Annotated in this window: 39 protein-coding genes; 38 read left to right on the top strand and 1 reads right to left on the bottom strand. The window is 69.5% G+C overall.

Annotation, left to right across the window (positions count from 1 at the left end; genetic code table 11):
* Window positions 1-23 precede the first annotated feature (23 nt).
* The 8 genes from ACFVH0_RS36100 (at window position 24) to ACFVH0_RS36065 (ending at window position 2,575) form a co-directional block, all read left to right on the top strand.
* Window positions 24-674, top strand: coding sequence for a hypothetical protein (locus tag ACFVH0_RS36100; RefSeq protein WP_385827285.1), 651 nt, complete (start codon window positions 24-26; stop codon window positions 672-674).
* A 40-nt stretch (window positions 675-714) separates the two neighbouring features.
* The gene (locus ACFVH0_RS36095) at window positions 715-948 is read left to right on the top strand and encodes a hypothetical protein (RefSeq protein ID WP_385827283.1); all 234 of its coding nucleotides are present in this window, start codon (window positions 715-717) and stop codon (window positions 946-948) included.
* Window positions 949-1,062: 114 nt separating this feature from the next.
* Complete coding sequence (locus ACFVH0_RS36090; protein WP_385827281.1) at window positions 1,063-1,221, top strand: hypothetical protein; 159 nt, start codon at window positions 1,063-1,065, stop codon at window positions 1,219-1,221.
* A complete protein-coding gene (locus tag ACFVH0_RS36085; protein WP_385827279.1) occupies window positions 1,218-1,496 on the top strand; it encodes a hypothetical protein in 279 nt (92 codons plus the stop codon). Before ACFVH0_RS36090 ends, ACFVH0_RS36085 begins: the two co-directional genes overlap by 4 nt.
* Window positions 1,493-1,720, top strand: coding sequence for a hypothetical protein (locus tag ACFVH0_RS36080; protein WP_385827277.1), 228 nt, complete (start codon window positions 1,493-1,495; stop codon window positions 1,718-1,720). The genes ACFVH0_RS36085 and ACFVH0_RS36080 overlap by 4 nt, the downstream gene beginning before the upstream one ends.
* Window positions 1,717-2,112 (top strand): LuxR C-terminal-related transcriptional regulator, encoded by a 396-nt coding sequence (locus tag ACFVH0_RS36075; protein WP_385827275.1) that lies wholly within the window; start codon window positions 1,717-1,719, stop codon window positions 2,110-2,112. The genes ACFVH0_RS36080 and ACFVH0_RS36075 overlap by 4 nt, the downstream gene beginning before the upstream one ends.
* Entirely contained in the window at window positions 2,109-2,270 is a 162-nt protein-coding gene (locus tag ACFVH0_RS36070) for a hypothetical protein (RefSeq protein WP_385827273.1), read from the top strand. Before ACFVH0_RS36075 ends, ACFVH0_RS36070 begins: the two co-directional genes overlap by 4 nt.
* Before the next feature lie 11 nt (window positions 2,271-2,281).
* Window positions 2,282-2,575: a hypothetical protein gene (locus ACFVH0_RS36065; RefSeq protein ID WP_385827271.1), complete on the top strand. Its 294-nt coding sequence runs from the start codon at window positions 2,282-2,284 to the stop codon at window positions 2,573-2,575.
* 422 nt (window positions 2,576-2,997) lie between these two features.
* Here the strand turns inward: ACFVH0_RS36065 and ACFVH0_RS36060 are convergent, their stop codons facing one another.
* Complete coding sequence (locus tag ACFVH0_RS36060) at window positions 2,998-3,162, bottom strand: hypothetical protein (RefSeq protein ID WP_385827269.1); 165 nt, start codon at window positions 3,160-3,162, stop codon at window positions 2,998-3,000.
* A gap of 171 nt (window positions 3,163-3,333) precedes the next feature.
* On the opposite strand from ACFVH0_RS36060, the gene ACFVH0_RS36055 reads away from it, so the two are divergent.
* The 30 genes from ACFVH0_RS36055 to ACFVH0_RS35910 all read left to right on the top strand — a co-directional run bounded on the left by ACFVH0_RS36055 (window position 3,334) and on the right by ACFVH0_RS35910 (window position 26,382).
* Window positions 3,334-3,570: a hypothetical protein gene (locus ACFVH0_RS36055; protein ID WP_385827267.1), complete on the top strand. Its 237-nt coding sequence runs from the start codon at window positions 3,334-3,336 to the stop codon at window positions 3,568-3,570.
* 309 nt (window positions 3,571-3,879) lie between these two features.
* On the top strand, window positions 3,880-4,059 hold the full coding sequence (locus tag ACFVH0_RS36050) for a hypothetical protein (protein WP_385827265.1): 180 nt from the start codon (window positions 3,880-3,882) through the stop codon (window positions 4,057-4,059).
* Window positions 4,060-4,169: 110 nt separating this feature from the next.
* Window positions 4,170-4,577, top strand: a complete 408-nt coding sequence (locus tag ACFVH0_RS36045) for a hypothetical protein (RefSeq protein ID WP_385827264.1) — start codon at window positions 4,170-4,172, stop codon at window positions 4,575-4,577.
* A 70-nt stretch (window positions 4,578-4,647) separates the two neighbouring features.
* Complete coding sequence (locus ACFVH0_RS36040; RefSeq protein ID WP_385827262.1) at window positions 4,648-5,421, top strand: AAA family ATPase; 774 nt, start codon at window positions 4,648-4,650, stop codon at window positions 5,419-5,421.
* 270 nt (window positions 5,422-5,691) lie between these two features.
* A complete protein-coding gene (locus tag ACFVH0_RS36035) occupies window positions 5,692-6,048 on the top strand; it encodes a phage terminase small subunit P27 family (RefSeq protein WP_385827260.1) in 357 nt (118 codons plus the stop codon).
* Entirely contained in the window at window positions 6,029-7,807 is a 1,779-nt protein-coding gene (locus ACFVH0_RS36030) for a terminase large subunit (RefSeq protein WP_385827258.1), read from the top strand. Before ACFVH0_RS36035 ends, ACFVH0_RS36030 begins: the two co-directional genes overlap by 20 nt.
* 18 nt (window positions 7,808-7,825) lie before the next feature.
* The gene (locus tag ACFVH0_RS36025; protein ID WP_385827256.1) at window positions 7,826-7,996 is read left to right on the top strand and encodes a hypothetical protein; all 171 of its coding nucleotides are present in this window, start codon (window positions 7,826-7,828) and stop codon (window positions 7,994-7,996) included.
* Window positions 7,996-9,936, top strand: coding sequence for a phage portal protein (locus tag ACFVH0_RS36020; protein WP_385827254.1), 1,941 nt, complete (start codon window positions 7,996-7,998; stop codon window positions 9,934-9,936). Before ACFVH0_RS36025 ends, ACFVH0_RS36020 begins: the two co-directional genes overlap by 1 nt.
* On the top strand, window positions 9,923-10,660 hold the full coding sequence (locus ACFVH0_RS36015) for an HK97 family phage prohead protease (protein WP_385827252.1): 738 nt from the start codon (window positions 9,923-9,925) through the stop codon (window positions 10,658-10,660). The genes ACFVH0_RS36020 and ACFVH0_RS36015 overlap by 14 nt, the downstream gene beginning before the upstream one ends.
* 65 nt (window positions 10,661-10,725) lie before the next feature.
* A complete protein-coding gene (locus ACFVH0_RS36010) occupies window positions 10,726-11,934 on the top strand; it encodes a phage major capsid protein (protein ID WP_385827250.1) in 1,209 nt (402 codons plus the stop codon).
* Complete coding sequence (locus tag ACFVH0_RS36005; RefSeq protein ID WP_385827248.1) at window positions 11,934-12,152, top strand: hypothetical protein; 219 nt, start codon at window positions 11,934-11,936, stop codon at window positions 12,150-12,152. Before ACFVH0_RS36010 ends, ACFVH0_RS36005 begins: the two co-directional genes overlap by 1 nt.
* 16 nt (window positions 12,153-12,168) lie before the next feature.
* Window positions 12,169-12,717 (top strand): hypothetical protein, encoded by a 549-nt coding sequence (locus ACFVH0_RS36000; protein WP_385827247.1) that lies wholly within the window; start codon window positions 12,169-12,171, stop codon window positions 12,715-12,717.
* 11 nt (window positions 12,718-12,728) lie between these two features.
* Window positions 12,729-13,058: a phage head closure protein gene (locus tag ACFVH0_RS35995; RefSeq protein WP_385827245.1), complete on the top strand. Its 330-nt coding sequence runs from the start codon at window positions 12,729-12,731 to the stop codon at window positions 13,056-13,058.
* The gene (locus tag ACFVH0_RS35990; RefSeq protein WP_385827243.1) at window positions 13,058-13,210 is read left to right on the top strand and encodes a hypothetical protein; all 153 of its coding nucleotides are present in this window, start codon (window positions 13,058-13,060) and stop codon (window positions 13,208-13,210) included. Before ACFVH0_RS35995 ends, ACFVH0_RS35990 begins: the two co-directional genes overlap by 1 nt.
* A 16-nt stretch (window positions 13,211-13,226) precedes the next feature.
* Entirely contained in the window at window positions 13,227-13,595 is a 369-nt protein-coding gene (locus ACFVH0_RS35985) for an HK97-gp10 family putative phage morphogenesis protein (RefSeq protein WP_385827241.1), read from the top strand.
* The gene (locus ACFVH0_RS35980) at window positions 13,592-14,011 is read left to right on the top strand and encodes a DUF3168 domain-containing protein (RefSeq protein WP_385827239.1); all 420 of its coding nucleotides are present in this window, start codon (window positions 13,592-13,594) and stop codon (window positions 14,009-14,011) included. The genes ACFVH0_RS35985 and ACFVH0_RS35980 overlap by 4 nt, the downstream gene beginning before the upstream one ends.
* Window positions 14,012-14,073: 62 nt before the next feature.
* On the top strand, window positions 14,074-14,496 hold the full coding sequence (locus tag ACFVH0_RS35975; RefSeq protein ID WP_385827237.1) for a phage tail tube protein: 423 nt from the start codon (window positions 14,074-14,076) through the stop codon (window positions 14,494-14,496).
* 1 nt (window position 14,497) lies between these two features.
* On the top strand, window positions 14,498-14,899 hold the full coding sequence (locus ACFVH0_RS35970; RefSeq protein ID WP_385827235.1) for a hypothetical protein: 402 nt from the start codon (window positions 14,498-14,500) through the stop codon (window positions 14,897-14,899).
* A 20-nt stretch (window positions 14,900-14,919) separates the two neighbouring features.
* A complete protein-coding gene (locus ACFVH0_RS35965) occupies window positions 14,920-15,222 on the top strand; it encodes a hypothetical protein (protein ID WP_385827233.1) in 303 nt (100 codons plus the stop codon).
* Window positions 15,209-17,161 carry a hypothetical protein gene (locus ACFVH0_RS35960; protein WP_385827231.1) on the top strand — a complete coding sequence of 651 codons (1,953 nt, stop codon included), beginning with the start codon at window positions 15,209-15,211 and terminating at the stop codon, window positions 17,159-17,161. The genes ACFVH0_RS35965 and ACFVH0_RS35960 overlap by 14 nt, the downstream gene beginning before the upstream one ends.
* Window positions 17,162-17,164: 3 nt before the next feature.
* Window positions 17,165-20,419 carry a hypothetical protein gene (locus tag ACFVH0_RS35955; protein WP_385827229.1) on the top strand — a complete coding sequence of 1,085 codons (3,255 nt, stop codon included), beginning with the start codon at window positions 17,165-17,167 and terminating at the stop codon, window positions 20,417-20,419.
* A gap of 10 nt (window positions 20,420-20,429) precedes the next feature.
* A complete protein-coding gene (locus ACFVH0_RS35950; protein ID WP_385827227.1) occupies window positions 20,430-20,837 on the top strand; it encodes a hypothetical protein in 408 nt (135 codons plus the stop codon).
* 18 nt (window positions 20,838-20,855) lie between these two features.
* Window positions 20,856-21,110 (top strand): hypothetical protein, encoded by a 255-nt coding sequence (locus ACFVH0_RS35945; protein WP_385827225.1) that lies wholly within the window; start codon window positions 20,856-20,858, stop codon window positions 21,108-21,110.
* Between the two features lie 60 nt (window positions 21,111-21,170).
* Window positions 21,171-22,052 carry an N-acetylmuramoyl-L-alanine amidase gene (locus ACFVH0_RS35940; protein ID WP_385827223.1) on the top strand — a complete coding sequence of 294 codons (882 nt, stop codon included), beginning with the start codon at window positions 21,171-21,173 and terminating at the stop codon, window positions 22,050-22,052.
* The gene (locus ACFVH0_RS35935) at window positions 22,049-22,282 is read left to right on the top strand and encodes a hypothetical protein (protein WP_385827221.1); all 234 of its coding nucleotides are present in this window, start codon (window positions 22,049-22,051) and stop codon (window positions 22,280-22,282) included. The genes ACFVH0_RS35940 and ACFVH0_RS35935 overlap by 4 nt, the downstream gene beginning before the upstream one ends.
* 30 nt (window positions 22,283-22,312) lie before the next feature.
* Window positions 22,313-22,600, top strand: coding sequence for a hypothetical protein (locus ACFVH0_RS35930; protein WP_385827219.1), 288 nt, complete (start codon window positions 22,313-22,315; stop codon window positions 22,598-22,600).
* Window positions 22,597-23,256 carry a collagen-like protein gene (locus ACFVH0_RS35925; RefSeq protein ID WP_385827217.1) on the top strand — a complete coding sequence of 220 codons (660 nt, stop codon included), beginning with the start codon at window positions 22,597-22,599 and terminating at the stop codon, window positions 23,254-23,256. The genes ACFVH0_RS35930 and ACFVH0_RS35925 overlap by 4 nt, the downstream gene beginning before the upstream one ends.
* 161 nt (window positions 23,257-23,417) lie before the next feature.
* Window positions 23,418-24,602 (top strand): helix-turn-helix domain-containing protein, encoded by a 1,185-nt coding sequence (locus tag ACFVH0_RS35920; RefSeq protein WP_385827215.1) that lies wholly within the window; start codon window positions 23,418-23,420, stop codon window positions 24,600-24,602.
* A gap of 459 nt (window positions 24,603-25,061) precedes the next feature.
* Window positions 25,062-25,676 carry a hypothetical protein gene (locus ACFVH0_RS35915; RefSeq protein WP_385827213.1) on the top strand — a complete coding sequence of 205 codons (615 nt, stop codon included), beginning with the start codon at window positions 25,062-25,064 and terminating at the stop codon, window positions 25,674-25,676.
* 220 nt (window positions 25,677-25,896) lie between these two features.
* Window positions 25,897-26,382, top strand: a complete 486-nt coding sequence (locus tag ACFVH0_RS35910; protein WP_385827211.1) for a hypothetical protein — start codon at window positions 25,897-25,899, stop codon at window positions 26,380-26,382.
* The last annotated feature ends 463 nt before the right edge of the window (window positions 26,383-26,845 follow it).

The following is a 26,845-nucleotide window of genomic DNA, read 5'->3' as shown; positions in this document are numbered from 1 at the left end:
CGCTGTACCACCAGGAGCTACCTATGACCCAGTGCCTACTGTGCGAGCAGCCAGACGACACCGGCAGCTACCTCTGCCCCGGTTGCACCAAGGCGACCATCGTCCGGCTGGAATGCCTTCCCGCCCTGTACGACGGCCTGGCTGCCTTCCTCGCCCCTGCCGCCAGCACCGGGCACGAGCGCAGCTCCAAGCCCGCCCACGCCCCGCTTCCCGTCGCCGGGGCCGTGCTCGACCTGCGCGGCCCCGGCGGCATGGTCGGCGTCGTTGAGGACTGGTTGAGTTCCGTGCACGACGCCCGCCGGATGCAGCAGCCCGCCCCGGGCGGATCGGTTGAGGCCCGGTTGAAAGCCGCGGTGAACGGGTTGCTGGCCAACATGCCGTGGATCTCGGTGTCCTGGCCGCAGGCCGGCACTTTCGCCGAGGAGATCCGGGAACTCACAAAGTCGGTGCGGTCGATCTTTTCGCCGTCCGCGCCTACGGAACGCGGTACACGCGTAGGCCGATGCCCTGCCGAGTTCGCGAACGGGCTGATCTGTGGCGCCGAGCTCCGGCTGAAGCCGGGCGAGCGGGTGGTGACCTGCGAGTGGTGCGGATGTACATACCCGCCCGCGACCTGGGTGGGGCTGAAACTGCTCATCGACCACGACGAGAGAACAGCCCAGGATGCGGCGTAGCACTGGCCTATCACTACCCCCCAGTGATACGGTCCTCGGGATGGAAGCGAAACCCTGGCGGGAACGGGTGCGCTTGGAGGAAGAGCTGCTCGAACAGCTCCAAGCCCAGGTGGCCGACGCCGCCAAACGTAGGGCGGCAGCTCTCGCTGAGGGTGTCGCCGAACTCGGAAGCGTCTACGCAGTCGCCAAAGACCTCGGTAAGGGCTGGACCACCGTGGACCAGGCGATCAAGAAGAACGGGCCCGCTCGAACAGGCCCCACCACAACCCCATAACGCAGAGCGGGAGCCGGCCGACAGCTCTCCCCGGTGCTCGAACACCGGGAAGGCGCGCGCGTCGCCCGACTCCCTGACCGAAGAACCCCCTGACTCAACCAGGAGGACTCGGCTATGGCCGATCATTTCCCGCGCACCAGCGCGCCCGCAAGTTCCCCGTCCGACCGGCGTCTGATCGCCGTCGGCATCCTCGGCCGCACCAACGGCCGCACAGTCCGCACCGTGCGCACCGAGGCCGGCACCACCGGAACCGTTACGGCGGTGACCCGGTGAACACGCCCCTCGTTCTCAGCGACGACACGATCATCCTTCTCGGACACCTCGCCGCCACGCTCCAGACCCAGCGGCCGGCCGCCGAGATGCGCGAGCCGATCCGCCTCGCCCGCGCCCTCGTCCTCGCCGAACAGCTGTACCCCGACAAGCCCGAGGCTGCGTTTGCCGCCGAGCAGGACCTGCTTGCCGCCGCCCCGCCGGTCCGCCCCGGACAGACGCGCGGCGAGTACGCCGCCCTGCTCCGGCTGATCGCGCAGGGGGTGACCTCCCGATGAGCGTCGACACCAGCGCCATGCACACCCCGCTCTACGCCCCGGAGAGGGACGGCACCGCCTGGGTTCCATCCCTCGACACGGCTCTCCGTCTCGCCCGCAAGGTCCTCGACGAGAAGTCCACCGCGAACATCCATGACCCGGAGGCGATGCTCCGCGCCGCCGTCAGCCTGGAGCTCCGCCTCCGCGAACTGGTCGCCGCCCTCGACGAGGAGGGCGCCCGATGACCGGCGCACTCACCGTGGCGCAGCGGCGCACCCAGGTGCGCCAGCTGGCGCAGACCGGCTCATCCAATCGGCAGATCGCGGCGCAGCTCGGCATCAGCAAGGACACCGTGCGCCGCGACCTTGCGACCCCCGAAGCGCCGACGCAGACCCGCGCCGAACGGTTCGCCGCCCGGGTGGCGCAGACCGAAAGCGCCATGAGCCAACTCGGCGCCGCAGTTCAGGCCGTCGCCGACGCGAAACCCGCGTACACGCCGGTTGACGAGGAGACAGCGCGGCGCTGGTACGCCGAGCTGCTCGCCACCGCCGACCGGCTCATGGCGCACGCCAACGACTTCGCCGACTACTACCCGAGCGCCACCGCATGCGCCACCACCGAGACAGGTGCGCCATGACCTTCCACGGCATCGGCTACTTCGGGCTCTTCGTCGTCCTCGGCGCCGTCGCCCTACTGGCATTGCTGCCCAATGGCTCTCCCGCGCACCGCATGCTCTCCCGCGCACTCCTGGCCGCGCTCCTCGTCACCGCCGCCATCGTCGGCCTCTCGTACTGAAGGACCCCGTCGTGAAGACCACCCTGCTCGCCGCCATCGACACCGCCAGCCAGCACACCATGGCCGCGCCCCCTACCGGCCAGACCGGATCCGTCCCCATCAGCGTGCTGCTGATCATCGCTCTCGGAATGTGGGCCTGGCAGATGCACAAGCACGGCAAGGACAAGAAGCAGCTGCACCTCCTGCCCGGCTTCGTGTGCCTCGCTCTCGGCCTGTCCCTGTCCGGCACCCAGATCGGCACCACCATCGGCACCATGTTCGGCGGCCTCGCCGAGTCCGTCGCCGGACTCATCGGCAACGTCTGACCATGGCCGAGTCCGAGGCTGACACCCTCGAACTGCCGCCCGTCCCCGACTTCGGGAATGGGCGGCCCAGGTGGGCGGCCCAACGCATCCATCCTCGCCGCCTCGGGCGCGGCCACCTCACACAGTGGGCCCGGCTCCGTGCCTGGACTATCGCCGAGAACCATCCCACCCGCGGGCTCGCCGTTTCCGCACGGGTGGCCGGGCTCGGCGTCGGAGCGCTTGCCGCATGGCGCGCCGCTCACCAGGACCCCCGCCTTCTCGCCATCGCGGCCGGCGCCTACGCCGTCACCGCATGGAAAGCAGGCCGGGTGCCCTCGGTCGCCAAAGGTGAGCAGCCATCCCCGGCCGGGTCGGACCCCGAAGACGAACCAACCGACCACCCAGAGGAGTTCACCAAGGCCGACCTAGAGCGTCAGTTCCTGCTAGGCATCCAGCACCTCATCGGCGACCGGCCCGGCATCCACGTGCGAGAGCTGTACGCAGCCTTCCAGGCCCGCCCCGCCGCCGCCCACCTCGACGACGCCCGCCTTCGGGCGCTCCTCGTCCGATGCGAAGTGCCCACCCAGCAGATCCGTCTCGGCGACCAAGGCGGGCGCATCGGCATCAAGGCCGTCGATGTCGAAGCCCTCCTCTCCCCCACTCCGTCTTTGCCCCCGCCCTGTCCTGTAGACGCAGGTCAGAGCGTTGTAGACCGGCCTGTAGACCAGGCGCAGAAGCCCCGTAGACCACCCTCTACCAACCCACCAAAGGAGACATCCATGTCTAGCGCCCACCACGACATCACCATCCGAGGCCGCATCACCCTGCCCGTCGGCGACGTCGTCGCCTGTCCCGACTGCGGCACCAGCGAGGAGTTGACCGTCTACGGTCCCGACGGCGGCGCGGGAACCCTGATGTGCCCCACGGGCCACCACTTCGCGCCCCCCGCGCCCATCGACCCCGTCGACCTGCTCGCCCGCGCCGTCGCCGACCCGCGCACCGAGTTCCTCGGCTGACCCACTGCATGACGCGGGGCGACCGCATCCGCCAAGACATCGGCCGCCCCGCTCCCATCACAGAGACAGGACCGTGATCATGGCACTGGAAGAGACAATCACCATCAAGGACCTCGCCCGCCGGAACGAGGAGAGCAAGCAGGCCCGCGAGGCTGAGAAGCCCACCAACCCCGCCTGAGACCACCGGCTGTCAGACCGCGCCCGTACCGTGAAGGCATCTATCCGCGCTTCATGGCTGCGGCGCTGATACTCGATCGAGCCCCACCGCCAAAACCCGGCGGTGGGGCTCACCCACGCCACAATGAAGCCATGACCGCCCCGCTCCTCGTCGACGTGTACGCCGCTCAAGCCGCCACCGGCATCAGTGCCCGCACCCTGCGGAAGCGCCTTAGTCGCGGCACCCTCGACCGCCACGGCTACGACCGTCAGGGCCGTGTCCTGATCGACCTGAATCAGCTACTCAACGGCACACATGTCAAGGCCGCTTGACCAGCACAAACCCCAATGTCACACTCAAGGGGCGTTCTGCATGTCCAGACATACGAACAAGAAGGCCCTGGCCACCGGTCAGGGCCTTTGTCGTGCCCAGCCTTACGGAGATGGTGACCATGACGCAGCTGCCGCAGTACGCCCGCCTGACCACCGGCACCCAAGACGACCCCGCCCAAGCCGTCGTCGACATCGTCGTCGTAGACGGCGACCTCGGTGGCGGGTCTACGGCATGGGCCGACATCACCGGCAAGCCAGCCACGTTCGCGCCGACGATCGGCGCCACCGCCACAACCGCCGTTGCGGGCAACGACTCCAGGCTGACGGCCGGCGCCGCAGGAACGGCCACTGTGCGGGCCCTCGGCACCACGGCCACCACGGCGGCCGCGGGCAACGACACCCGATTCCTCACCGGCACGGCAACTGCGGTCAACAACTCGGCTGCCGCACCGACTCAGGCCGAATTCAACGCACTGCTCGCCGCTCTGAGAACGCGCGGAATCATCGCTGGTAGCTAACGTCCAGCGCAGCACCCCGCCAATCGTTCACGATTCCTGTCGGGCTTCGGCATGTTCGAAGGAGGCAGCCGTGTCCCCCCGGCGCGCTCCGTCACGCTGTGCCAGCTGTGGCAACCGCCGTGATGACCGAGGCCGTTGCCCTGCCTGTCGGCCGGTCCAGCAGCGCAAGAGCGGACAGACGCGTAGTGACTGGCGCTGGGTGTACGACGACAAGCGATGGGCACCCCTTCGCGACCAGGTCCTGTCCGAAGAACCCCTGTGCCGAGCACGATGCGGCCGCCCACCTGCCGTCGTCGACCACATCCGACCACACCGCGGTAACGAGCAACTCGCGTTCGACCGGGCCAACCTGCAGGCCATGTGCAAGCCCTGCCACGACGCCAAGACCGCCCACGAGACCGGATTCGCCGGCCACGGGCCGAAGCGCCTCACCACCGCCCACGTCACGCTCGTCTGCGGGCCGCCCTGCTCGGGCAAGACCACATACGTCCGCGACCGCGCCAAGCCCGGCGACCTCGTTGTCGACTGGGACGCCCTGGCCCAGGCCCTGGGCTCCCCCCACCCCTGGGGCCACCCCGCCCCCCTCACCCCGTTCATCGCCGAAGCGCGCGACGCAGTGACCGCACGACTCGCACGAAGCCACGCAGTCGAGCGAGCCTGGATCATCGCGACCGCGCCACGCCAGGCCGACCGCGCCCGCCTCGCCCCTCATGGCGCTGCAGTCGTCGTGCTGGCCACGCCCGAGGACGAGTGCGTGCGAAGGGCCAGACACGACGGCCGGCCGGGCGGTACGATCGAAGCCATCGAGTCCTGGTGGCGCACGCACCGAGCCGACCAGCACTGACACCACCTCCCATCGAGGTGATCCCGACCCCAGGGGGGTTGTGGATCTTGCCGGTGGGGGGGATCCCGAGCGCAGGCGGGGGTGCCGCGCACCCGACCGCGAGTTTCGACCGCATTTCTGAGAACCGGCCCCCTGGCCGGCCCTTTGCTGTGCCTGGGAGGTGGCCTCATGGGAACCCGTGGACCGATCCCTCAGCCTGACAACGTCCGTGCCCTGCGCGGCAACCCTGGCAGCCGGCCAGCGCCGAAGCGAGTCACTGCCCGGCCAGGTGTGCCCGAGGCGCCGGACTGGCTGGACGAGGAGGCCGTGGCCGAGTGGGGTCGCATCGTGCCCGAGCTGGACCGGTTGGGAGTGCTGGCCCTGGTCGACCGGGCCGCCCTGTCGACGTACTGCGCGGCCTGGTCCAAGTTCGTGAAGGCTGAGCAGCTGCTCCAGGAGGACGACCTGGTGGCGGAGCGCCGGACGGGCAACGGCCCGGCGAAGCATCCGGGCTGGCAGATCTGGCGCGAGGCGGCGACGACGGTGGCAGCGCTGGCGAAGGAGCTGTTCATCACTCCGAGCTCCCGTCTGCGCTCGGTGAAGCCGGAGGACGACGATGCCAACCCGGGTGAGGACATCCTCGACTGAGCGCCTGCGCGCCAAGCTGACCGCGGACATCGACCAGGCGGTGGCCGGATGGGTTGAAGAGGGCCTGGTCGAGCAGACGGAATGGATGGCGCAGGGCCGCCGGCCGCTGCTCGTCACGCCGATCCCGGCCGAGCCCGGTACGTGGTTCGACCTGGTCGCCGTCGAGCGGGTGCTGAAGTTCTTCCTGCTGCTCACCCAGCTGATCGGCCGTCACGCAGGGCGCCAGTTCCGGCTGATGGACTGGCAGGTGCGGTACCTGATCGCCCCGGTGTTCGGCCTGAAGCGGCCGGACGGCAACCGGGTCATCCGCACCGTGTGGTTCGAGATCCCCCGCAAGAACGGGAAGAGCACCATCTGTTCGGGGCTCGGCCTGTATCTGGCGTTCGCGGACCGGGAGGCCGGGGCCGAGGTCTACGCCGCGGCCGGTGACCGAGACCAGGCGAACATCGTCTTCCGTGCGGCCGCGAACATGGCATCCGGGTCGCCTCCACTGAAGAAGAAGCTCGGCCGGCGCGGTATCCAGCGCAAGCTGCTGGAGCACCCGGTCACTCACTCCATCTTCCGGGCCCTGTCGTCCGAGGGCCTGCGCGCGCACGGCCTGAATGTGCACGGCGGCGTCATCGACGAGGTGCACGTGCACCGCAACCCGGACGTGGTGGACGCGCTGGAGACCGGCACCGGCAGCAGGTCCCAGCCGTTGATCGTGTTCATCACGACCGCGGACGATGGGGCCGAGACCGGCTCCATCTACGCAACCAAGCGCGAGGAGATCGAGGCGCTGGCCGGCGGGCACGCCGAGGACGCCACGGTGTACGGCGTGGTGTTCGGTGTCGACGACCAGGCCGACGGGTTCGACCCGTTCGCCGAGGACACGCTGCGGACAGCGAATCCGGGCTACGGCGTCACGGTGCTGGCCGACTACCTGCAGGGCAAGGCACGGCAGGCTGAGCGGTCCCCGCAGCAACTGAACCGGTACCTGCGACTGCACCTGAACGTCCGCACCAAGCAGACGACCCGGTGGCTTTCTATGGACCACTGGGACGCCTGTGCGCGCGGGCCCGTATCGAACCTGCCGATCCCGGTGGACCTGGCCGAGCTGGAGGGCCGGGACTGCTACGGCGGGCTGGACCTGTCCAGCACCACTGACATGACCGCGTTCTCTCTGTGGTTCCCCCCGGTCACCGACGACCCGGACGAGCCGCACATCTGGGTTCCGTTCTTCTGGCTGCCCGAGGACAACATCAGGGACCTGGAGCGGCGCACGAAGGTGCCCCTGGAGCGGTGGGCGAAGACGGCCGCCCACGAGGGGCCGGCGCTGCGGCTGACGGAGGGCAATGTCGTCGACTACCGGGCGGTCCGCTCGCTGGTCACCGACGTTCTGGCGCCGCGATTCAACATCAAGGCCATCGGCTACGACCGGTGGAACGCCACAGAGACCGTCAGCGAACTGATGGACGCAGGCGAGGAGATGGAACAGGTATCCCAGGGCTACGCAGGGCTGAACCAGCCGTGCAAGGACCTGGAACGACTCGTTCTGTCCCGCCGGGTATCGCACGGCGGGCATCCGATCCTGCGCTGGCACATCGACTGCGTCGGCATCAAAACGAACTCCGAGGGCTACCGCAAGCCGGTCAAGCCCGACCGGCAGGTGTCCGCGAAACGGATCGACGGTGTGGCCAGCGGTCTGAACGCGCTGGCGGTGCAGGCGTTGCCCGAGCCGGACGAGAAGCCCGAACCGAACATCCGCATCATCGGCTGACGACCCGAGGGGGTGCCCATGACCGAGCGCGCCCAGTGGCTCTGTGAGCTGGCAGGAGGGGTCTCCGCATTGGCGGGGCTGGTGGTGGTTGGCGCGGCCTTCTGGGGGGCGCTGGGTGCCGGTCTTGCCCTGCTGGTCGCGGCCGTTCCCCTGATCGTCGCCGGAAATCTGCGTAGAGGAGACAGCTGATGCCGCTGATTCGCCGTCTCCTGGACGGACGCCAGGAGCGGAGCCACAAGGTACTGCCGTCACTGACGGGCCGGGCAACGTCGGCAGGGGTCTCCGTGACGCCCGAACGCGCGCTGCAGGTAGCCGCCGTGTTCTCCTCGGTGCGGCTGCTCGCCGAAACCGGCAGCATGCTCCCCACCGCGCTGTTCCAACGGTCCGGCACCACACGGTCCCGGATCGACGATCACCCGCTGGCGCCCCTGGTGTCCTACCAGGCCCACCCAGAGATGCCAGCCGGGGAGTTCTGGGCGCAGGTGCTGGGCTGGATGCTGGTGCGCGGCAACGCCGGCGTCTACGTCGAGCGAAACAACGGCGGCCGCCCGGTGGGCCTGTGGCCGATCGCCTGGACGAGCGTGGAACAGCGCAGGATCCGAGAATCCGGTGAGCGGGTCTACAAGATCACCCTGGACGACGACGAGTGGGCGCCGATCCGGGAGGACGGCAGCCTGGTCCGGGCGGAGAACTTCCTTCACTTCCGCAGCTTCGGCCTGGGCGGCCCCGAGGGCCTGTCCCCTATCGGCATGGCCCGTCAGTCGGTTGGCACTGGGTGGGCGGCAACCTCGTACATTGGTGGGTTCTTTGCCCGCGACGCTTCACCGGGCGGCGTCGTGTCCGTGCCCGGCACCCTGACCGATGGCCAGTACGAGCGCCTCACCCGGCAGTGGACCGACCTACACGAGGGGTTCGACCGCTCGCACCGCCTGGCCGTGATGGAGGCTGGTGCGAAGTGGGAGAAGACCACTCTCAGCCCGGCCGATGCCCAGTTCCTGGAGGTCTACAAGCTGACCCGGGCAGAGATCGCGGGCATCTTCGGTGTGCCGCCGCACATGATCGGCGACGTCGAGCGGTCGACGTCCTGGGGCTCCGGTATCGAGCAGCAGTCCCTCGGGTACGTCATCTACTCGCTGATGCCGTGGCTGACCCGCCTGGAGCGCACCACTCAGCGCCTCTTCGGCGACCCATCGCTGTATATGAAGTTCAACCCGGACGCGCTGCTGCGGGGTGACTCCTCGCAGCGGAACGCCGGGTACGCGCTCGGCCGCCAGTGGGGGTGGCTGTCCGTCAACGACATCCGGGCCAAGGAGGACGAGCCGCCGATCGAGGGCGGGGACGAGTACGTGGTTCCGCTCAACATGTCCCCGGCCGGGCAGGCGGCACCGCCCGAGCAGCGTGCGCTCCCCGCCGCTCCGCACCAGCGGGCCGAGGACACCGTGGACGCTCCGTCGGTCGAGGAGCTCCCCAACTGGATCACCCGGCACTACGACGCGATCAGCGCGTTCTTCGCCGAGCAGGGTGAGCGGGTCCTGTCCGCGCTCAACCTCAGCCCGACGACCCCGGCCACGGAACTGATCGACCGCCTGGCCGACGACGAGCTGCTGACCGAGATCCTGCTCCGGCTGGCAACCGGCCTGGTCGGTGAGGTCGGCTCGGCCACGGCCGCCTCGCTCGGCGGAACGTTCGCCGTGCAGGAGACCACCGCGGCACTCGCGGCAAGCGCGGCCGCGACCGCCGCGAACATCAACGGCACCACCGTCGACAAGCTGGTCCACCAGTTCACCGTGTCCAACGCGCCGAAGGACGTGCGGCAGATGTTCGACGGGATGACCGAGGCCCGCGCGAAGCAGCTGTCACAGGCCCGCGTCGTCTACCTCAGCAACTTCGGCTCTCACGAGGGGGCCAAGCAGGCCGGGGCCGCGAGCAAGACGTGGCGGGTCTGGGACTCGAACCCGAGGAAGACGCACCAGCGCGCGGACGGGCAGACCGTCGGGATGCGCGAGGACTTCAAGGTCGGGTCCAAACGCGGCCGCTGGCCGCACGATCACCGGCTCGGTGTCGACGAGATCGCCGGGTGTACGTGCCGACTCCAGTTCAACCGGAAGGACCCCAATGCGGACACGTGAGGTGCGGGCCTTCCCGCTGACCGATCTGCAGGTGCGCGCCGTCGACGACGCGGCGGGCCGGCTCCAGTTCCGGGGCCGGGCCATCGTCTACGACTCGCTGTCCGAGGACATGGGCGGCTGGCGCGAGCGCATCGTTCCCGGTGCCGCGACCCGGACCCTGGGCCAGTCCCCGGACGTGCGGTTCCTCATCAACCATGACCCGAACCTCCTGCTCGCCCGCACAGCGGCCGGCACCGCTTCGCTGGCCGAGGACGAGCAGGGCGTCATGGTCGAGGCGGACATGGCCGACGTGTCCTACGCGCGCGACCTGGCGGTGTCCCTGGAGCGCGGCGACATCACGCAGATGTCGTTCGGGTTCTGGGTCACCGCGGACGGCTGGGCGGGCAACACCCACGAGGTGTTCGGTATCGACCTTGATGGCGGAGACGTCTCCGTGGTCACGTATCCGGCGTTCGCCGCGACGTCCGCCGAGCTGCGCTCCGCGGCAGCCCGCCACACCGGCCAGGAGGCCGCGCCGGAACCGGAAGCGGTGACCCGGGCGCTCGCCGAAGTCCGGGCGGGCAAGGTCCTCTCCGCATCGAACCGGCAGCTGGTCGCCGACGCCCACGAGGCGCTCGGTGCGCTCCTGGAGGCAGCCGACCGCAGCGCACCCGGACCGCAGGCGTACCCGCACGAGCGGGCCCGGCACCGGCTGCGCGAACTGGAGCTGCTCGCCCAGCTCTGAGACTTCCCGGCCGACCGGCCCGGGGATGCACCACCCCACCGTTTCACCAAGCGAAGGAGTACCCCATGCCTACGAGCGTGGAGCTGCGGCAGCAGCGGGCCGGCGTCGTCGAGTCGATGCGGGCCATCACCGAGACCGCCGAAGCCGCGAACCGCGGTCTGGAGGCCGAGGAGCGCCAGACGTATGACCGCCACGAGGAGGCTTTCCGGTCGCTGACCGAGCGCATCGAGCGCCAGGAGGCCGAGGAGCAGCGGGCCGCGCAGCTGGCCGAGCCGATCCAGCGTGGGCAGAACCGCCCGGACGACGGCGGCCGCAGGAACCAGGAGCAGCGGGCCAGCGAACAGCGCGCCGCGTTCTTCCAGGCCCTGCGCCGCGGCCTGCCCCGGATGGCTCCGGAGCAGCGCGCCCTGGTCGAGAACACCGCCGGTGAGATCCTCGTTCCCGAGGACCTCGAAGCGGAGATCAACCGGTCGCTGCCGGAGCTGACGATCATGCGGGGCCTCGCGTCGCAGCGCAGCATCACCTCGAACCGGGTCCGCCGGCGGTCGCTGGACGAGGTCACGGTGGGCTGGGGCAAGCTGGAGACCGGCGGCCAGACGCTCACCGACTCCATGCCCTCGACCCCAACCGAGGAGTTCACCTACGTCGAAGACCTCTACGGTCTGGCGAAGGTCGGCGAGGACGAGCTGGATGACAGCGACGTGAACCTGGACGCGTTCGTGCGGGACAGCTTCACCCGGGCCTGCGCCGAAGCGGAGGACACCGCGTTCACCATCGGCACCGGGCACGCCAACAAGCAGCCGGTCGGGTTCATGACCGCCGAGGGCGGGGTGCCCACGGTCACCGCGGGGGCCGCGGCCGCGCTGACGATCGACGACATGAAGACGCTCATCTACGCCACCCCGGCCCAGTACCGGCGCAACGGCCGGTTCGTTCTCTCCTCGGCCACCGAGCTGGCCGTATCCGTGTTGAAGGACGGCAACGGCCAGTATCTGTGGCAGCCGTCCAACCAGGCGGGCCGACCGAACACGTTCCTCGGGTACGCCGTGGAGAACCAGGAGGACATCGCATCGGTTGCCGCGTCCGCCCGGGTCGCCGCGTTCGGCGACTTCAACGCCGGGTACCGGATCTACGACCGGCAGGGCATGACCGTGAAGGTCCTGGACCAGCTCTACGCCGAAGCCGGACTGATCGGCTGGAAGATCCGCAAGCGGGTCGGTGGCGACGTCGTGCGCCCGCAGGCGCTGCGCATCCTGGTGATGAAGGCATCCTGATGCGGATCCGGATCACCGCGGCGGGCTCCGTCTCGGACGGGGCCGGTCTGCGCGTCCAGTCGGGTCAGGTCGTCACCGTCGACGACGACCTGGCCCGGTCCTGGATCGCGGCCGGACACGCCATCGAGGAGACCACGTCCGACAGCGTGCGCACGGGCGGCCAGGGCAAGCAGACCGCGACCCGCCGGGCCCCGCGCAAGGCCGAGCAGAAGCCGTAACCCAGGGGGTGGAGTCGTGGCATCACCATGGGCGACGGCCAATGATCTGCGGGCCCACCTTCGGCTCGACACCATCGACGAACCGGCGGCCGAGCGAGCCATCAAGGAAGCCGAGGAAGTCATCCGCGGCAGCCTGCGACAGACCATCGACGAGGTGGTCGGCGACGTCGTGCACCTCGTCGGCGCCGGCCACCGCATCCTGAACCTGCCGGAGATGCCCGTCACCGCCGTCACGCTGGTGAAGGTCGACGGGCAGGTCCTGGCGCAGGGGACGGACTACCGGTGGAACCGGTACGGGACGCTGACCCGCCTGAACGGGTGCTGGCCGCTCGACGCCGACATCGAGGTCACCCACACCCACGGCTACAACTCCGTCCCGCCGCTGCTGGTGCAGGTCTGCCTGCAGGTGGCGGGCCGGGCGTGGGTGAACCCGAAAGAGGCCATCAGTTCCGAGTCGCTGGGTGACTACTCCGTCAGCTACGACAAGGACCGCACCGGCCAGGCCCTGACCGAGTTCGAGACCCGGATCCTGGAGCCCTACGCCCGGGGCCCGGCCAGCCGGTAGAGGGGGCCGGGATGGACATCACGCACTTCCTGAACCGGCGGCTGGCCGTGTGGCGGACCGTCACGACCGACGACGGATACGGCGGCCAGGAGACCACCCACCAGCAGACCGGCGAAGTCCGGGCGAAGGTCGACCAGCCGTCGGCCTCCGAACGGATGCTCGCCCAGCAGGCGGGTTCCCCGCACACCCACACCGTGTACCTGCAGCCCAGTGCCGACGTGCGCCGCGGTGACGAGCTGCGCGGCGACGGCCAGGCCCTGCGCGTCATCTCCGTGGTCCAGCCGTCCGCGCCGCTCTACCGCCGGGCCGAGTGCGAACTGACCGAGCAGGAAGGGGCCTGATGCCCGAGGAACGGCCGGCACCGCTACCGGCGGATCCGCTGGAGTGCCGACAGGCGGCCGAGGACACCCAGCGCAACGACACCGACCGGCTGATCTGGGCGCTGCTCGCCATCGCCGGGGAGCTCCACGCCATCCGCCGCGCCCGCAAGTGACGGAACGGAGACGACCATGGCCCGCAACACCGTGCGCATCGAGGGAATGGACCGGCTCCGCAGGCGCCTGGACGAACTCGCCCCGGTCATCATCGAAGCGGCGAAGAAGGCCATCGCCGAGTCCGCCGAAGCCGTCCAGGCCGACGCCCGGCGAGACGTCCGCGTCGACACCGGGAACCTGCGCAACAAGGTCGCCATCCACTACGAGAACGATGGCCTGAAAGCTGAGGTCGGCTGGAAGGACCGGCACGACTGGTACGCGGCGCTCCATGAGCACGGCACCCGCCGCATCCCCGCCAATCCGTCGCTCGGACCGGCAATCGAAGCGGAACGCAGCAAGCTCGCAGACCGCATCAGGACCGAGGTCCGGAAGGTGCTGCCATGACCGACGCACTGGCCCCGATGCTGCCCGTCCAGGGCGCCGTCTACCAGCGCCTGTCCACCGACCCGACGCTGTCTGCCATGGTCAGCAAGATCTACGACTACCTGCCCGAGACCGTCCCGTACCCGTTCGTCGTACTCGGTGAAGCCGTCGAGACTCCCGACAACCGGCACGGCGGATTCGGCCGGCAGACCGCGATCACGCTGCATGTGTGGTCCCAGTACCGCGGCTACGCACAGGTCCTGCGGATCGGGGCCCGGATCACCGCACTGCTGGACCACCAGCCGCTGACCGTCCCGGGCCTGGCCCACATCGTCACCCGGTACGAGTTCTCCCAGACACTCACCGACCCTGAACCGCCCGGCGACATCCGCCACCTGGTGCTCCGCTACCGGGTCGTCACCGAACAGCACCCCTGACCCACCCCAGACCAACGCCCCGTGCCCGCCGGCCGGGGCTTTTCGCATGCGAGGAGAGACCCATGGCCGGTATCAACGGCTTCGGCGTCGCGCTGAAGCGCGGCGACGGCGCGGCAACCGAGGTGTTCGCCGCCATCGCCGACATCACGAACCTGACCGGTCCGGGCCTGTCCCGGACCACGGTCGACGTCACCAGCCACGACAGCCCGAACGCGTACATGGAGTTCGTGGGCGGGCTGAAGGACGGCGGCGAGGTGTCGGCCGACATCAACTACCAGCCCGCCGTGCACGACGTCCTGGTCGACGACCTCGACGACGACGAGCCACGCAACTACAAGATCGTGTTTCCGGACGAGGCCAAGACGACCTGGTCGTTCAAGGCGCTGCTCACCGGGTTCGAGCCGTCGGCGCCCTACGACGACAAGCTGTCGGCGTCGCTGACGCTGAAGGTGTCCGGCAAGCCGACCATCGCCCCGGGGGCCTGACATGGCGCTGCTGACCAAGACCCAGATCACCGAGGCCGACGACCGGTCGTGGGAAGACGTGCCCGTGCCCGAGTGGGGCGGAACCGTGCGCGTGCTCGGCATGTCCGGCACCGAGCGCAACGCGTATCAGGCGTCCGTCGTCGTGATCGGTACGAACGGCAAGCCGCAGCGCGTCAACCTCGATGACCAGCTGGCCAAGATGGTGGCCAAGTGCATCGTCGGCGAGGACTTCGAGCGGCTGTTCACCGACAAGGAAGTCAAGGAGCTCGGGAAGAAGAACGGCGCGGTCCTGGACCGGCTCGCCGACATCGCCAAGCGCCTCTCCGGTCTCTCCGAGGGTGCGGTGGAGGACGCGGCGGGAAAATCCGCGACGACCCGAACCGACGCTTCTACTTCCGGCTAGCGCTCGCCAAGGGAATGTCCGTGGCCGAGCTCCTGCGCACGCACTCCTCGCAGGAGCTCACCGAGTGGATCGCCTACGAGCGGGTCACCGGACCACTCGGCCCTGAACGCCACGACGTCCTGAACGCCATCCTCGCCGCCACGGTGTCCAACGCCGCCCGCGGCAAGGGCCAGAAGCCGAAAGGGCCGGCCGACTTCATACCGAAGTGGGACCAGGACGCGGGCCAGGACTGGCAGCAGATGCTCGCCACGGCCAAGGCCATGAACCGCCGCATGGGCGGTGACGATCGCACCAGACAGGAGGCCGGTCATGGCGCTGCTTGAGGAACTTCTGGTCGGGATCGGGCTCAACACCGAAGACCTGACCAACGGTGCGCAGGGCGCAGCCGACGAGGTCGAGTCCAGTCTGGGTGGCATCAAAGGCGCGGCCGCCGGCGCCGCGGTCGGTGGTCTGTTCGCGGCCGGGCTGTCCAACGCCATGGACGCCACGGCCGCGAACAACAAGCTGGTCCGGCAACTCGACCTGAACGCCGACGAGGCACAGCGGGCCGGTGACATCGCCGGGGACGTGTTCTCTGCCGGGTTCTCCGACAGCATCGAAGGCGTCAACGAGGCGCTCGGCGCCGTCACCCAGAACATCGGCGGCATGGGCAAGGCCACCGATGCCGAGCTCGCCCAGATGACCAAGAGCGCCATCGCTCTGGCCGACACGTTCGAGTTCGACGTCGCAGAGAGCACCGCCGCCGTCGGGACGCTCATCAAGACCGGGCTCGTGAAGGACGGCACCGAGGCCCTCGACCTCCTCACGGCGACCGCGCAGAAGCTCCCGCCCGCCTTCCGCGAGGAACTGCCGGCCCTGACCAAGGAGTACGGGGAGTTCTTCGACCAGATGGGCTTCACCGGGCCCGAGATGATGGGGCTGCTGACGCAGGCCGCGAAGAACCCCACCTTCGAGATCGACAAGATGGGTGACGCGCTGAAGGAGTTCACGCTCCTGATGGCGGACACGTCTGCGGTCGAGGAGCCGCTGAAGGCGCTCGGTCTGAACGTCAAGGAAATCCAGACGCTCATGAACACCGGGCACGGAACCGAGGCGTTCGACCAGGTCACCACGGCGCTGCGCGGGGTCGAGGACCAGACCGAGCGCACCAAGCTGCAGGCGGCCCTGTTCGGCGGCCCTGGCGAGGACATGGGCAACAGCCTGCTGAACCTGAAGGCGACCGGCGCCGACGCGGCGGCGGGCCTGGACAGCGTGGCTGGGTCGGCGAAGGAAGTCACGGACTCGATGGCCGCCTCGCAGTCGCTGGATGCGATCTGGCGGACGATGGCGACGACGCTGGGCGATCTGTTCCTGCCCGCGCTGAAGTGGCTGAGCGAGTTCATGACCGAGAACCCGGGCCTGGTGAAGGTCCTGGCGCCGATTCTGGTCGGGCTCGCCGTGGCGATCGGTATCGCCGCGGCCGCCCAGTGGGTGTGGAACGCCGCCCTGTTCGCCTGGCCCGGCACCTGGATCATCGCCGGAATCATCGCGGTGATCGCCGCCATCGTGCTGATCGCCGTCTACTGGGACGAGATTGCCGCGAAGACGGGCGAGGTCTGGGACTGGATCACGGGAAAACTCGGCGACGCGTGGGACTGGATCACCACCAAGGCCGGCGACACCTGGGACTGGATCACCGGGAAAACGGGCGATGCCTGGGACTGGATCACGGGAAAGATCGAGGACGCCATCATCGCGATCCTCACCGCGATCAATTTCATGGCCAGAATCCCGGGCCAGGTCGCCGGGTGGTTCGGTGACATCGTCGACTATGTGGCCGGCCTGCCGGGACGGATCGGCCGCGCCGCGGCGGGCATGTGGGACAGCCTGAAAACCAACTTCATCAACGTGATCAACTTCCTGATCTGGAAGTGGAACAACTTCTCGTTGACGATCGGTGGCGGGTCCATCCTCGGCATGGACATCCCCTCGGTGACCCTGGCCACCCCGGACATCCCCTACCTCGCCGACGGTGGCGTCACCACCGGCCCGACCCTCGCCATGATCGGCGAGGGCAGCGAGGACGAGGCGGTGCTCCCGCTGTCCAAGCTCGACGGCATGCTCCAGTCCGTCGCCGGCCCCGTGCGCAGCACAGGAGGCCAGCCCCGGGAACAGCGCCTGGTCCTCGAGGTGGTCGGCGCTGAGAACGAGTTCACCGAGTTCTTCCGGAACGTCGTCCGTACCAAGGGCGGCGGCGACATCGTCCGATTCGCGGAGGGATAGCCCATGCCCAGCCTGCCCCCGCCCCGCATGACGGAGCTGTTCTACGACGGGCAGTGGAACAACATCAGCTCCGACATGCGGGAGTCGGACCCGGTCACCATCACCCGCGGAGTGTCGTCCGAGGGCAACCGGACCGATCCGAGCGTGGCCACCGCCACACTCGACAACCGTCACGGCCGGTACTCCCCGCGCAATCCGCTTTCCCCGCTGTTCGGGAAGATCGGGCGGAACACCCCGTGGCGGTTCTCCGTGGCGGCCGGCGCCCCGTGGGCGGCCATGCCCGGCGGGGCCACGGACCGCCTCGTGACGCCCGACGCCGCGGCGCTGGACGTGACCGGGGACCTGGACCTTTCCATGGACCTGGCCGCGGACAACTGGCGCAAGCCGCAGATGCTGGCGGCCCGATACGCCCTCTCGACCGGGAACAACCGGTGCTGGATCTTCGAGCTGGCCGAGTCGGGCGCCCTGATCTTCATGTGGTCGCCCGACGGCACGTTCGCCAACCGCGTCGACGTGACTTCCACGCTGCCGGTCCCCGCCTACAGCGGGCAGCGCATGGCGGTCCGCGTCACCCTGGACGTCAACAACGAGGCGGGCGGACGTACGGTCCGCTTCTACACGGCCCGGACAATGAACGGGCCCTGGGTGCAGCTCGGCGCCGACCGGACCGCCACCGGCACCACCGCACTCCTCGGCGGCACAGCCTCGCTCGAGGTCGGCCGCTGCCTGGAGTTCAACCAGCTGCCCAACGGCGGCTTCCTGTACTCACTGGCCGGCCGGGTGTACGGGCTCCGTCTCCGCAACGGCATCGAGGGCGCCGCCGCCGTCAACCTGGACGTGGCACAGGCAGCTGTCGGCGCCACCAGCTGGACCGACGCGAGCGGCCGTCCCTGGTCCACCGCCGGGTCGGTCACGCTCACCAACCGGCATGTACGGATGGTCGGGGAGGTCCCTGCCTGGCCGCCGGCGCGGGACCTGTCCGGGGCTGACGCCACTACGCCGATCGCCCCGGCTGGGATCATGCGCCGCCTCGGTGCGGGCAACAAGCCCCTGGACTCCGCGCTTCGGCGGTTCATCATGGGGAATGCCCCGCTGGAATGCTGGCCGCTCACGGACGGGGCGCAGGCCACCCAGGGCGCATCCCTGCACGGCGGCCCGGCCGCCGTTCCCCTGGCGATCGAAGCGAAGCCGCAGTGGTCGAAGGGGGAACTCGCGGACTGGATAGAGCCGGTGATGCTCTGCCCCACCGGCACGTTCGGCACTCTGACCGCCACACCCCCGGCAACGGGCACAGCCAGCTGGTCAGTCGACGTGTTCCGGTCCGGCCGCGGCCTGTCCGAACGACTGGAGATCCAGGACCAGGGCCAGGGCACCGACGCAGACCCCCGCCTCACATGGCTGCTGTACTTCCAGCAGGTTCCGAACCAGATCCTGGTCTTCCGGGACCGGCAGGTGACGGACTCCTTCACCACCACGTTCCTCGGGACGATTGCCGCCCCCGGGATCTTCGACGACAGCCCCCACCACATCCGCTTCACCACCGAGGTGGGGGCGAGCACGACCGCCTGGTCGGTGTACATCGACGGCACGCTCAACACGTCCGGCGTCGACTCGGTCAAGGGCCAGGCCCTGCGGCGCATCAACTTCCTGTGGGACCTGGACGACGACTTGGCCAAGGACCCGGTGTCCTTGGGCTACATCACTTGCTGGGGCCCGTCGGGGCCCACCGCGGCGGACATGTACCGGGCGTACTCCGGGTTCCCCGGTGAGTACGCCAGTACGCGGATGCTGCGCGTCGCGGCCGAACAAGGCGTGCGGGCGTCCATGTCCGGGGAGGAAACCGCGGCCACGCGCCTCGGTATCCAGAAGCGCGCCAAGCTCCTGGACGCGTTCGCGATCGTGGCGGAGACCGATCTCGGGTACGCGCTGGAGCAGCGGGACGCCAGGGCGCTGATCTACCGGGGGCGGGACACCCTCTATAACCAGGAACCGGTCTTCACCCTCGACTACTCGGCCGGCCTGATCAGTGCCCCGTTCAAGCCCACCGATGACGACAAGCTCACCGAGAACGACGTCACGGTCGTGCGGGACGGCGGCGGGTTCTCCACCGCCGTACTGGAGTCCGGGCGCATGTCCGTGCTGGACCCGCCCGAAGGTGTCGGCCGGTACGACGTGGCACGCACGCTGTCGCTGGAGACCGACGCCCAGACCGCGGACCATGCCTACTGGCGGATGCACCTGGGCACCTACGACGGCCTGCGCTACACCAGGATCACCATCAACCTCGGCAACCCCCGGGCCTACGCCCTGATCGACAGCATCTACCGGGCCGACGTCGGCGACCTGATCCGGCTCACGAATCTGCCGGCCGACCACCCGCCCGACGACGTCGATCTGATCGTCCGCGGCTACACCGAGGAGATCGGCGCCACCGGGTGGACCATCACGTTCAACTGCGCCCCCGGTTCGCCCTGGACCGTCGGCGTGATGGATGACCCGACACTCGGCCGGGCGGACACGGAGAAATCGCAACTGACCGCCGCAGTATCAGCGACGGCAACGGTTCTGTCCGTGGGCACGACCACCGGACCGGTGTGGACGGCTGATCCGGGCGAGGCGCCGTGGGACATCACAGCGGGAGGGGAGGTTATGACCGTCGTAGGCGTCGGTCAGGTGATCAACCCGAACCCGCTATTGGCAACGGGCACGTCGGGATGGATTGGATCGGGCGGTTCAGTCACCTACTCCACCGCGGTGGCCAACAAGGCCCGGGGCGCTTCGGCATCACTGCTGCTGACCCCCGCCGGTACGGCCTCCCCGGGGATCCTGGCCGACCCTCACAGCCCGGTCGGCAGCATCACCCCGGGCGCCTCGTACACGATGTGCGGGTGGGTGTATTCACCCCTCGGCTGGCCGGACATGCGGATCGTGACCGACTGGTACACGTCAGCCGACGTCCTCCTGTCGACCTCACCCAGCACTGCCATCGCCGTGCCGGCCGGAGTGTGGACGTACATCAGCGTCACGGCGACCGCCCCGGCCACCGCGTCACGGTCCCGGGTCCGCGCCCGGCAGGGCAACACCCCGACCGCGGCCGACATCTCGTACTGGTGGGGTATCCGGTTGATCCCCGACGCCTCGGTGACCACGACCAGCCCGCAGCAGATGACCGTTGTCCGGTCCATCAACGGCATCGTCAAGGCGCAGCTGGCCGGGACCGATGTCCGCCTCGCGCACCCCACCATCGCCGCTCTGTGAGGAGCTACCTATGACGCAGTGGCTTGCCGGAATGAGGATCACCGCAGCCAGGCTCAATGACTACACGCCAGTGGCGCTATCCAGCAGCGTCACCCCCGCAACCGGATGGGCCGTGACCAGTTTCAGCGCCCGGCGGGCAGGCGGAACGGTCGAATGGACGGTGTTCCTGTCCCGAACCGGGGCCAGCCTCGCCGCGGCCGATGCCGCCGGGAACATCGGCGACATTCTGGCCTGCACCCTGCCAGCCAACTGCTGTCCAGGTGCCCGGTACATCACCCAGTTCGACAAGGGCGGCACCGCCTCTGGATCCGTGCGTATCGAGGCGAGCGGGGCCTGCACCCTGACAAGCATGGACCCCACCAGCGCCATCGGGAACGGCAACACCGTGACGTTTTCGGGCACTGTCGCAGCCGGATAGACCAACGAGGAGAACAGCATGCCGATCAGCGAACCACAGGGACCAGCCGCCACCGAGTGGGAGATCCGCGCGGACAGCATCGACCACGTGGGCGAGTACCCCGTCACCCTGATCATCAGGGCGACCACGGACAACCCCAGCGACCCGGCCATGGCCCCGATCGTGCAGCAGGCCGTGGACGTCCTGGAACAGAGCGCGCAGTTCCGCGTCACCTCGGCCGGCCGAACCATCTCCTACACGGAGTCGATGACGCCGACGCCGACCGAGATCTGATCCATCACAAACCCAGAGCCCCCGCCGTCTGGCCGGGGCTCTTCGCATGTCTGGAGTCCCATGGCTACACCCCTGACCGCCGCCGCGGTCCTCGCCGCCCTCCGCGCGGAGGGTGTGCGTGTCGTCGAGGTCGGCAGCTGGCGCACCCACAACCGCAACTCCCGCGGGGCGTGGGGCCCGCTGAACGGCAGCATCGTGCACCACACCGTGACCAAGGGCACCACGTCCACCGTGCGGATAGTCCGCGACGGCTACGCCGACCTGCCCGGCCCCCTCTGCCACGGAATGATCGCGAAGGACGGTCAGGTGCACATGGTCGGCTGGGGCCGCACCAACCACGCCGGCGGCGGCGACCCCAAGGTCCTGGAGCAGGTCATCGCCGAGTCCTACGGCACCGCGCCGTCGAAGCCAGCCCGCGGCAACAGCAACGGGACCGACGGCAACGCGCGGTTCTACGGCTGGGAGTGCGAGAACCTCGGCGACGGCAAGGACCCATGGCCGGCCGCCCAGTACGACGCGATTGTGCGTGTGCAGGCCGCCCTGTGTCGCGCGCACGGCTGGACGGCCAAGAGCGTGATCGGCCACCGCGAGTGGAGCTCCGACAAGGTCGACCCCCGCGGCATCGACATGAGCCAGCTGCGCGCCGACGTCGCCGAGCGACTCGCCCACCCCGCCAGCTGGAACCCCGGCGGCACCACCCCGAGCAAGGAGGACCCCATGGCCCTGACCGACGCCGACGTACGGCGGGTCGCTGACGCCGTCGTTGACCGCATCCTGAGCGCCGACCGCTTCGACGCCCCCGCGGACGCTGCCGACTACAGCCCCGACCCGAAGAGCAACAAGCACTACTGGAGCGGCCGGTCGGTGTTCGCCGACCTCGTGACCCGGGTCCGCCGGATCGACAAGGCGCTCGCCGCCCTCACCAAGGACGGTGGCCGATGAAGGCCACACTGCTGCTGGATCTCGCGGAGCGCGCGGGCTGGACCGGGGCGCAGGCCGCGCTCGGCCTGGCCGTCGTCGAGCTGGCTGACGTGCCGGTGTGGTGGGCGGCCCCGGCCGCCCTGCTCCTCGCCTCGGCGAAGGGCTGGGTCGCTGGACGCCTCGGCCGGAAGGGCACCGCGTCCACCCTGTCCGCGACCGCTGACCCTGCGTCCGCCGCCCGGGGCGCCTGACCTGCCCGTACAGCGCCACGAGGGGGCCTGATGGATGCTGCGATGCTCACCGCGCTCGGTGCACTGCTGGCCAGCCCGGTAGCAGCCGCAGCCGCCATCTACGGCTCCCGAGGCGCGGCCAGGGCGACCCGGGAGGGCGGAGCATTGAACGGCTACGACAGCCTGACCGATCAACTCCAGGAAGAACGGACCGAACTCCGCGAGGAACGGACCGAGCTCCGCTCCGAGCTGGCCACGTTGCGCAATGAACTCGCGGCCGAGCGGGCCGAGTCCGCGCGGCTCCGTCTGCTCGTCACCCAGATGGGAGGCACGCCGTGACCCGCACCGAGCAGCTGCTCTACCGCCGCCGCGGCGTGCTCTGGGTGGTGGCCGCGCTCCTCTTCCTCGGCGGCGCGATCGCGGTCGCCTTCCTGAAGATCGGCCACGCCGAGCAGAGGGCGGCCGAGATGGCGGCCGAGGCCGATCGCCGTGGCGCCGCGGTGGCGACCCTCGCCGGGAACGTGAGGACCCTCCGAAGCCAGGTGCGGGCGGCCGGAGACGTGCCGGCCGCACCGGACCCCGAGCAGGCCATCGACGACCTGCCGGAACGGGCAGCGGTCCCTATCCAGATTCCGGGGCCGCCGGGGCCGACCGGTACACAAGGAAACCGCGGCCCGGCCGGACCCACCGGACCGAAAGCATCCCCGGGCCCGGCCGGCGCGGACGGCCAGGACGGCGCCGACTCCACTGTCCCCGGGCCGACAGGGCCCGCGGGTCCGCCTGGTCCAGCAGGAGCGGACGGGGCCGACGGGAAGGACGGCACGAACGGCCGCGATGGCGCCGACGGGCAGACCTGCCCCGCTGGCTACTCGCTCCAGCCGCCGCCGGATGACCCGGATGCCCTGGTGTGCCGGCGAGACAGCGCACCGAGTACCCCGGGCTCCAGCCCGAGCGCGACCGTGTTCGGGTTGCCGGCCGACCGTCGCCGCTCGTGAACCACTGCGCCCCCTCCCGCTTGCCGCGGGGAGGGGGCGCTTTCGTGCGTTCAATATGCGCGAAGGCCCCATCATCGCGGGGAAGATGGGGCCTTCGGAAGCACTCGCCGAGCCGACGGCGGCGGGTACCGTTCTGGTGTCGAGTCAGAACGGAGTTCAGTATGCACGCTCTTCCGCATGACCACACCGGCGCACGCATCAAGCGGCTGCGCCTTGAGAGACACCTCACCCAAAGGGCCCTGTCGGACCTATCCAGCATCCCGTACAGCACCCTGACAAAGACCGAGCAGGGTGTCATTGCGGCAACCCCTCACGTGATCGCAGCCGTCGCGCGAGCAATGCGGGTCGAAGTCGCCACTGTCACCGGCCAGCCGTACATCGCCGAGCTGCGCGCCGATGAGCTGGACGTGCTGATCGCCCCGATTCGCGAGGCGCTGGACGTGTACGACCTCGGCGCCGACCCGGACATCACTCCCCGCCCCCACCAGCTCCTGCGCGACGACGACGAGCAACTCCTCGCCGCCGTCCGGGCCGGAGAGATCAAGCGCGTCGCCGGGCAACTGCCCGGTCTGATCATCGAGGCCACCACGGCGGCGCACACCGCCGCCGCGTCCGAGGCGTGGCTACTGCTCTCCTCGTACTACCGGACCGCGTACGACGTCGCGTCGAAGCTCGGGTTCCCCGACCTGGCGACGATCGCCCTGGCCCGCATGGAGTGGGCCGCCGAACGCGGTTCCGGTGCGGTGGTCGGCGCGATCAACCGCTACATGCGGTCGCTGATCTATCTACGGGCCGGTCAGTACCGAACGGGCCAGCGGCTCATCCGCTCAGGCCTCGATGTCCTCGACCAGGCCGAGGCGGGACGTACCCGCGACGTGGTTACCGGTCAACTCCACTTGGGCGCTGCGGTGATGGCTGCACGCGCGCAGTCAGGTGCAACCGCCGTTGACCACCTTGCCGAGTCCGAGCGGATTGCCGAGAGCACTGGCGAGGCCGTAGAGGTCTACTGGTTGGCCTACGGGCCAACCAACGTCGGCGTACACAGAGTTAGCGTGCACGCCGAGTTGTCCGAGTACGACACCGCCGCCCGGCTCGGCCGCACGCTCGACGTGCCGAAGGAGTGGCCGGCCAGCCGTCGGAGCCACCACTACGCCGAGGTTGCCCGCGCACAGATGTGGACTGGGTCGCTGGACGACGCGTTCCAGAACCTGTTGCGGGCTCGGAGGGCGGCGCCGCAGCAGGCGCGGTATCACCAGACGGTGCGAGAGACATACGCCGGGCTGGAGGCAGCGAAGCGCCAACTGCCCGACAGCTTCCTGTCGTATGGCTCCTGGCTGGGCGCCTGACAGCCTGTAAACCAATGGCCCCGGCTATCACCATGTCGTGATAGTCGGGGCCTTGCCGTGCCCCCACCATGTCATCACCAGCCACTGACATGGAGCCGACCATGCCCCCACCTGCTGCTGCGTTACCAATGCCTGATCTTCCCGATCCGGTGACACTGTCCGACGCGCAGCAGCGCGGCACGCACTGCGTCTGGTGCAGCGCGCCTCTGGCCATGGACGCGGTTCACGACCTCGGCCCCCGCCTAGTCGACGCACACGGATGCGCGGCCCGCTGGTTCCCCCGCTGCTGCCCCCGCTGCTGGAAAGGCCACCAGTGATCACCATGACGAAAACCGTTCGCTCGCCCGGTGACGAGGCGTACCGCATCCTGGTGGGCCACACCTACGGGTGCGCATCCTGCCGCTGCTCGCCTTGTCCGACCGCAGTCCGCCTCGCCCGAGCTTGGCGGGATGCGCGCCGATGACCCGCCCGCCTGTCCCCTACGTCGTCATGTGGGACTCCGAGCAAGGCGTGCCCGAGCGGGAACTCACCGTGGACATGAAGCACCAACCACGCCTGGCATACCGGGGCGATCCCCGGCCGTCCGACCGCGACGGGTCGGGCGTCCTGTGGGCGCGCGTGTCCAGCTCCCCGGGCATCGGCCGGCCGCTGTACGACTGCATGCATCCGAGCCGCCAGTACGAAACCATGTTCGGCCTGCGCTGCCAGGTATGCCGCGGGCCCGCGAGCAAGACCCCGGCCGGCTGGCTGTTCCTGGACTGGCGCAAGCCCGGCGACCCGCCCACCTGGCCCGAGGGATCTCGCACGATTCAGCCGCCGCTCTGCGAGCTGCACGCCCGCCAGGCCGTGGCCCAGTGCCCGCACCTGGGCCGAGGTGACCACGTCGCGCTGCGCGTCCGGTCGCCGCGGCTGTGGGGGGCCGCCGGAGCGCTGTACACCCTGACCGCCCAGGGCTGGCACGTCCACCCCGGCGACGCCTGGCTCCACAAACGCGACAGCCAGCAGCGCGGGCTCCTCGCCTCCAAACTCATCCGCGAGCTGGTCGGCGTCACGGCAGTGGACCTCGGCCCCTGATCCCCCGCCCGTGGCTGTGATCGCGCCGATCAGCCACGAGCGGGCCCTACCCCCACCCGTACCCGAGACCGTCGGCGTCCAGGGTCCGGGCGGGGTTAGCGTGGGCGGCCCGGCCCCGGGCCGCCCACCACCAGGGAACAGGAACCATCTACGGCTGACAGTTTTCAACCGCTGCTTCCCGCCTAGACTGGCTCGGCCGCCACGGAAGGAATGATCACAAATGCGACCCGCGCGCTTCCAAGAATTCGCCGTCGAGACCTTGCTGAAAGCTCCGGACGTGAAGGCCGCCGAGCCCTGGCAGGAGGAAGGCCGGCCGTTCGGGATCCACGTCACGTTCTCCACCGGATCGCAGTTGTGGGCGGCGATCACCGCCGCGTCCACCAGCGACAAGTACGACCGCCCGGAGGTGCCCGTCATAGACGTGCCTCCGGCCGAGGTGCCCGTGCCGGACCTGTACGACGACGGCAAGATCACCCCCTCGCGGGCTGAGCAGTACCTGGCGGCCATGCTCACGAACGCGGGGAACGCAGAGATCGCGCAGGTGTACACCTACACATCCGGCGAGCGAGCGGCCGAGCCGAACAACCATCCCGGAGTGGGCCTCGTGTTCCACAGCGAGTCCCGGATTTTCGTCCTGTTCCAGCACACGGCCCGTGCCGGCCAGGGCAAGGGCGGACAGCCTTTCGACCTACAGTCCGCTTTCTGACTCTCCACCCGGCCGGGCGGGCGCCCGCCCGGCCGGGTCGGAGTGGCAAGTGCACCACCTCTGTCAGCACCACCCCCATCGAGGAGGAACTGATATGTGCGACACGAACCCCGGACACCGATTCGACCCCGGCCAGTGCGAGGGCGGATGCCCCTCCTGCGGCGCCATCGTGGGCTCCCCGCCCGGCACCCCGACCACTCCCCACCAGCCGCAGGGCTCGCGCGAGATGTGCCCTGGCAGCGGGCAGCCCGCTCTGTGACCTGATGAACAACCGGAGCCCCGGCCGCACTCGCGGTCGGGGCTCCGGCGCGTCTTGATCGTTTTCCGCTCGGGCCAGCAGGGGGCCAGCTAACGATCTTGAGTCGACTCGAAACGAGATCAGCCCCAGTTCAGATGTGCTCTGACCTGGGGCTGAGGCGTAGGCCGTGTGGGACTCGAACCCACAACCAACGGATTAAAAGTC

Source organism: Streptomyces sp. NPDC127117 (assembly GCF_042677325.1).
GTDB lineage: Bacteria > Actinomycetota > Actinomycetes > Streptomycetales > Streptomycetaceae > Streptomyces.
This window is presented reverse-complemented; position numbering and strand designations above follow the sequence as displayed.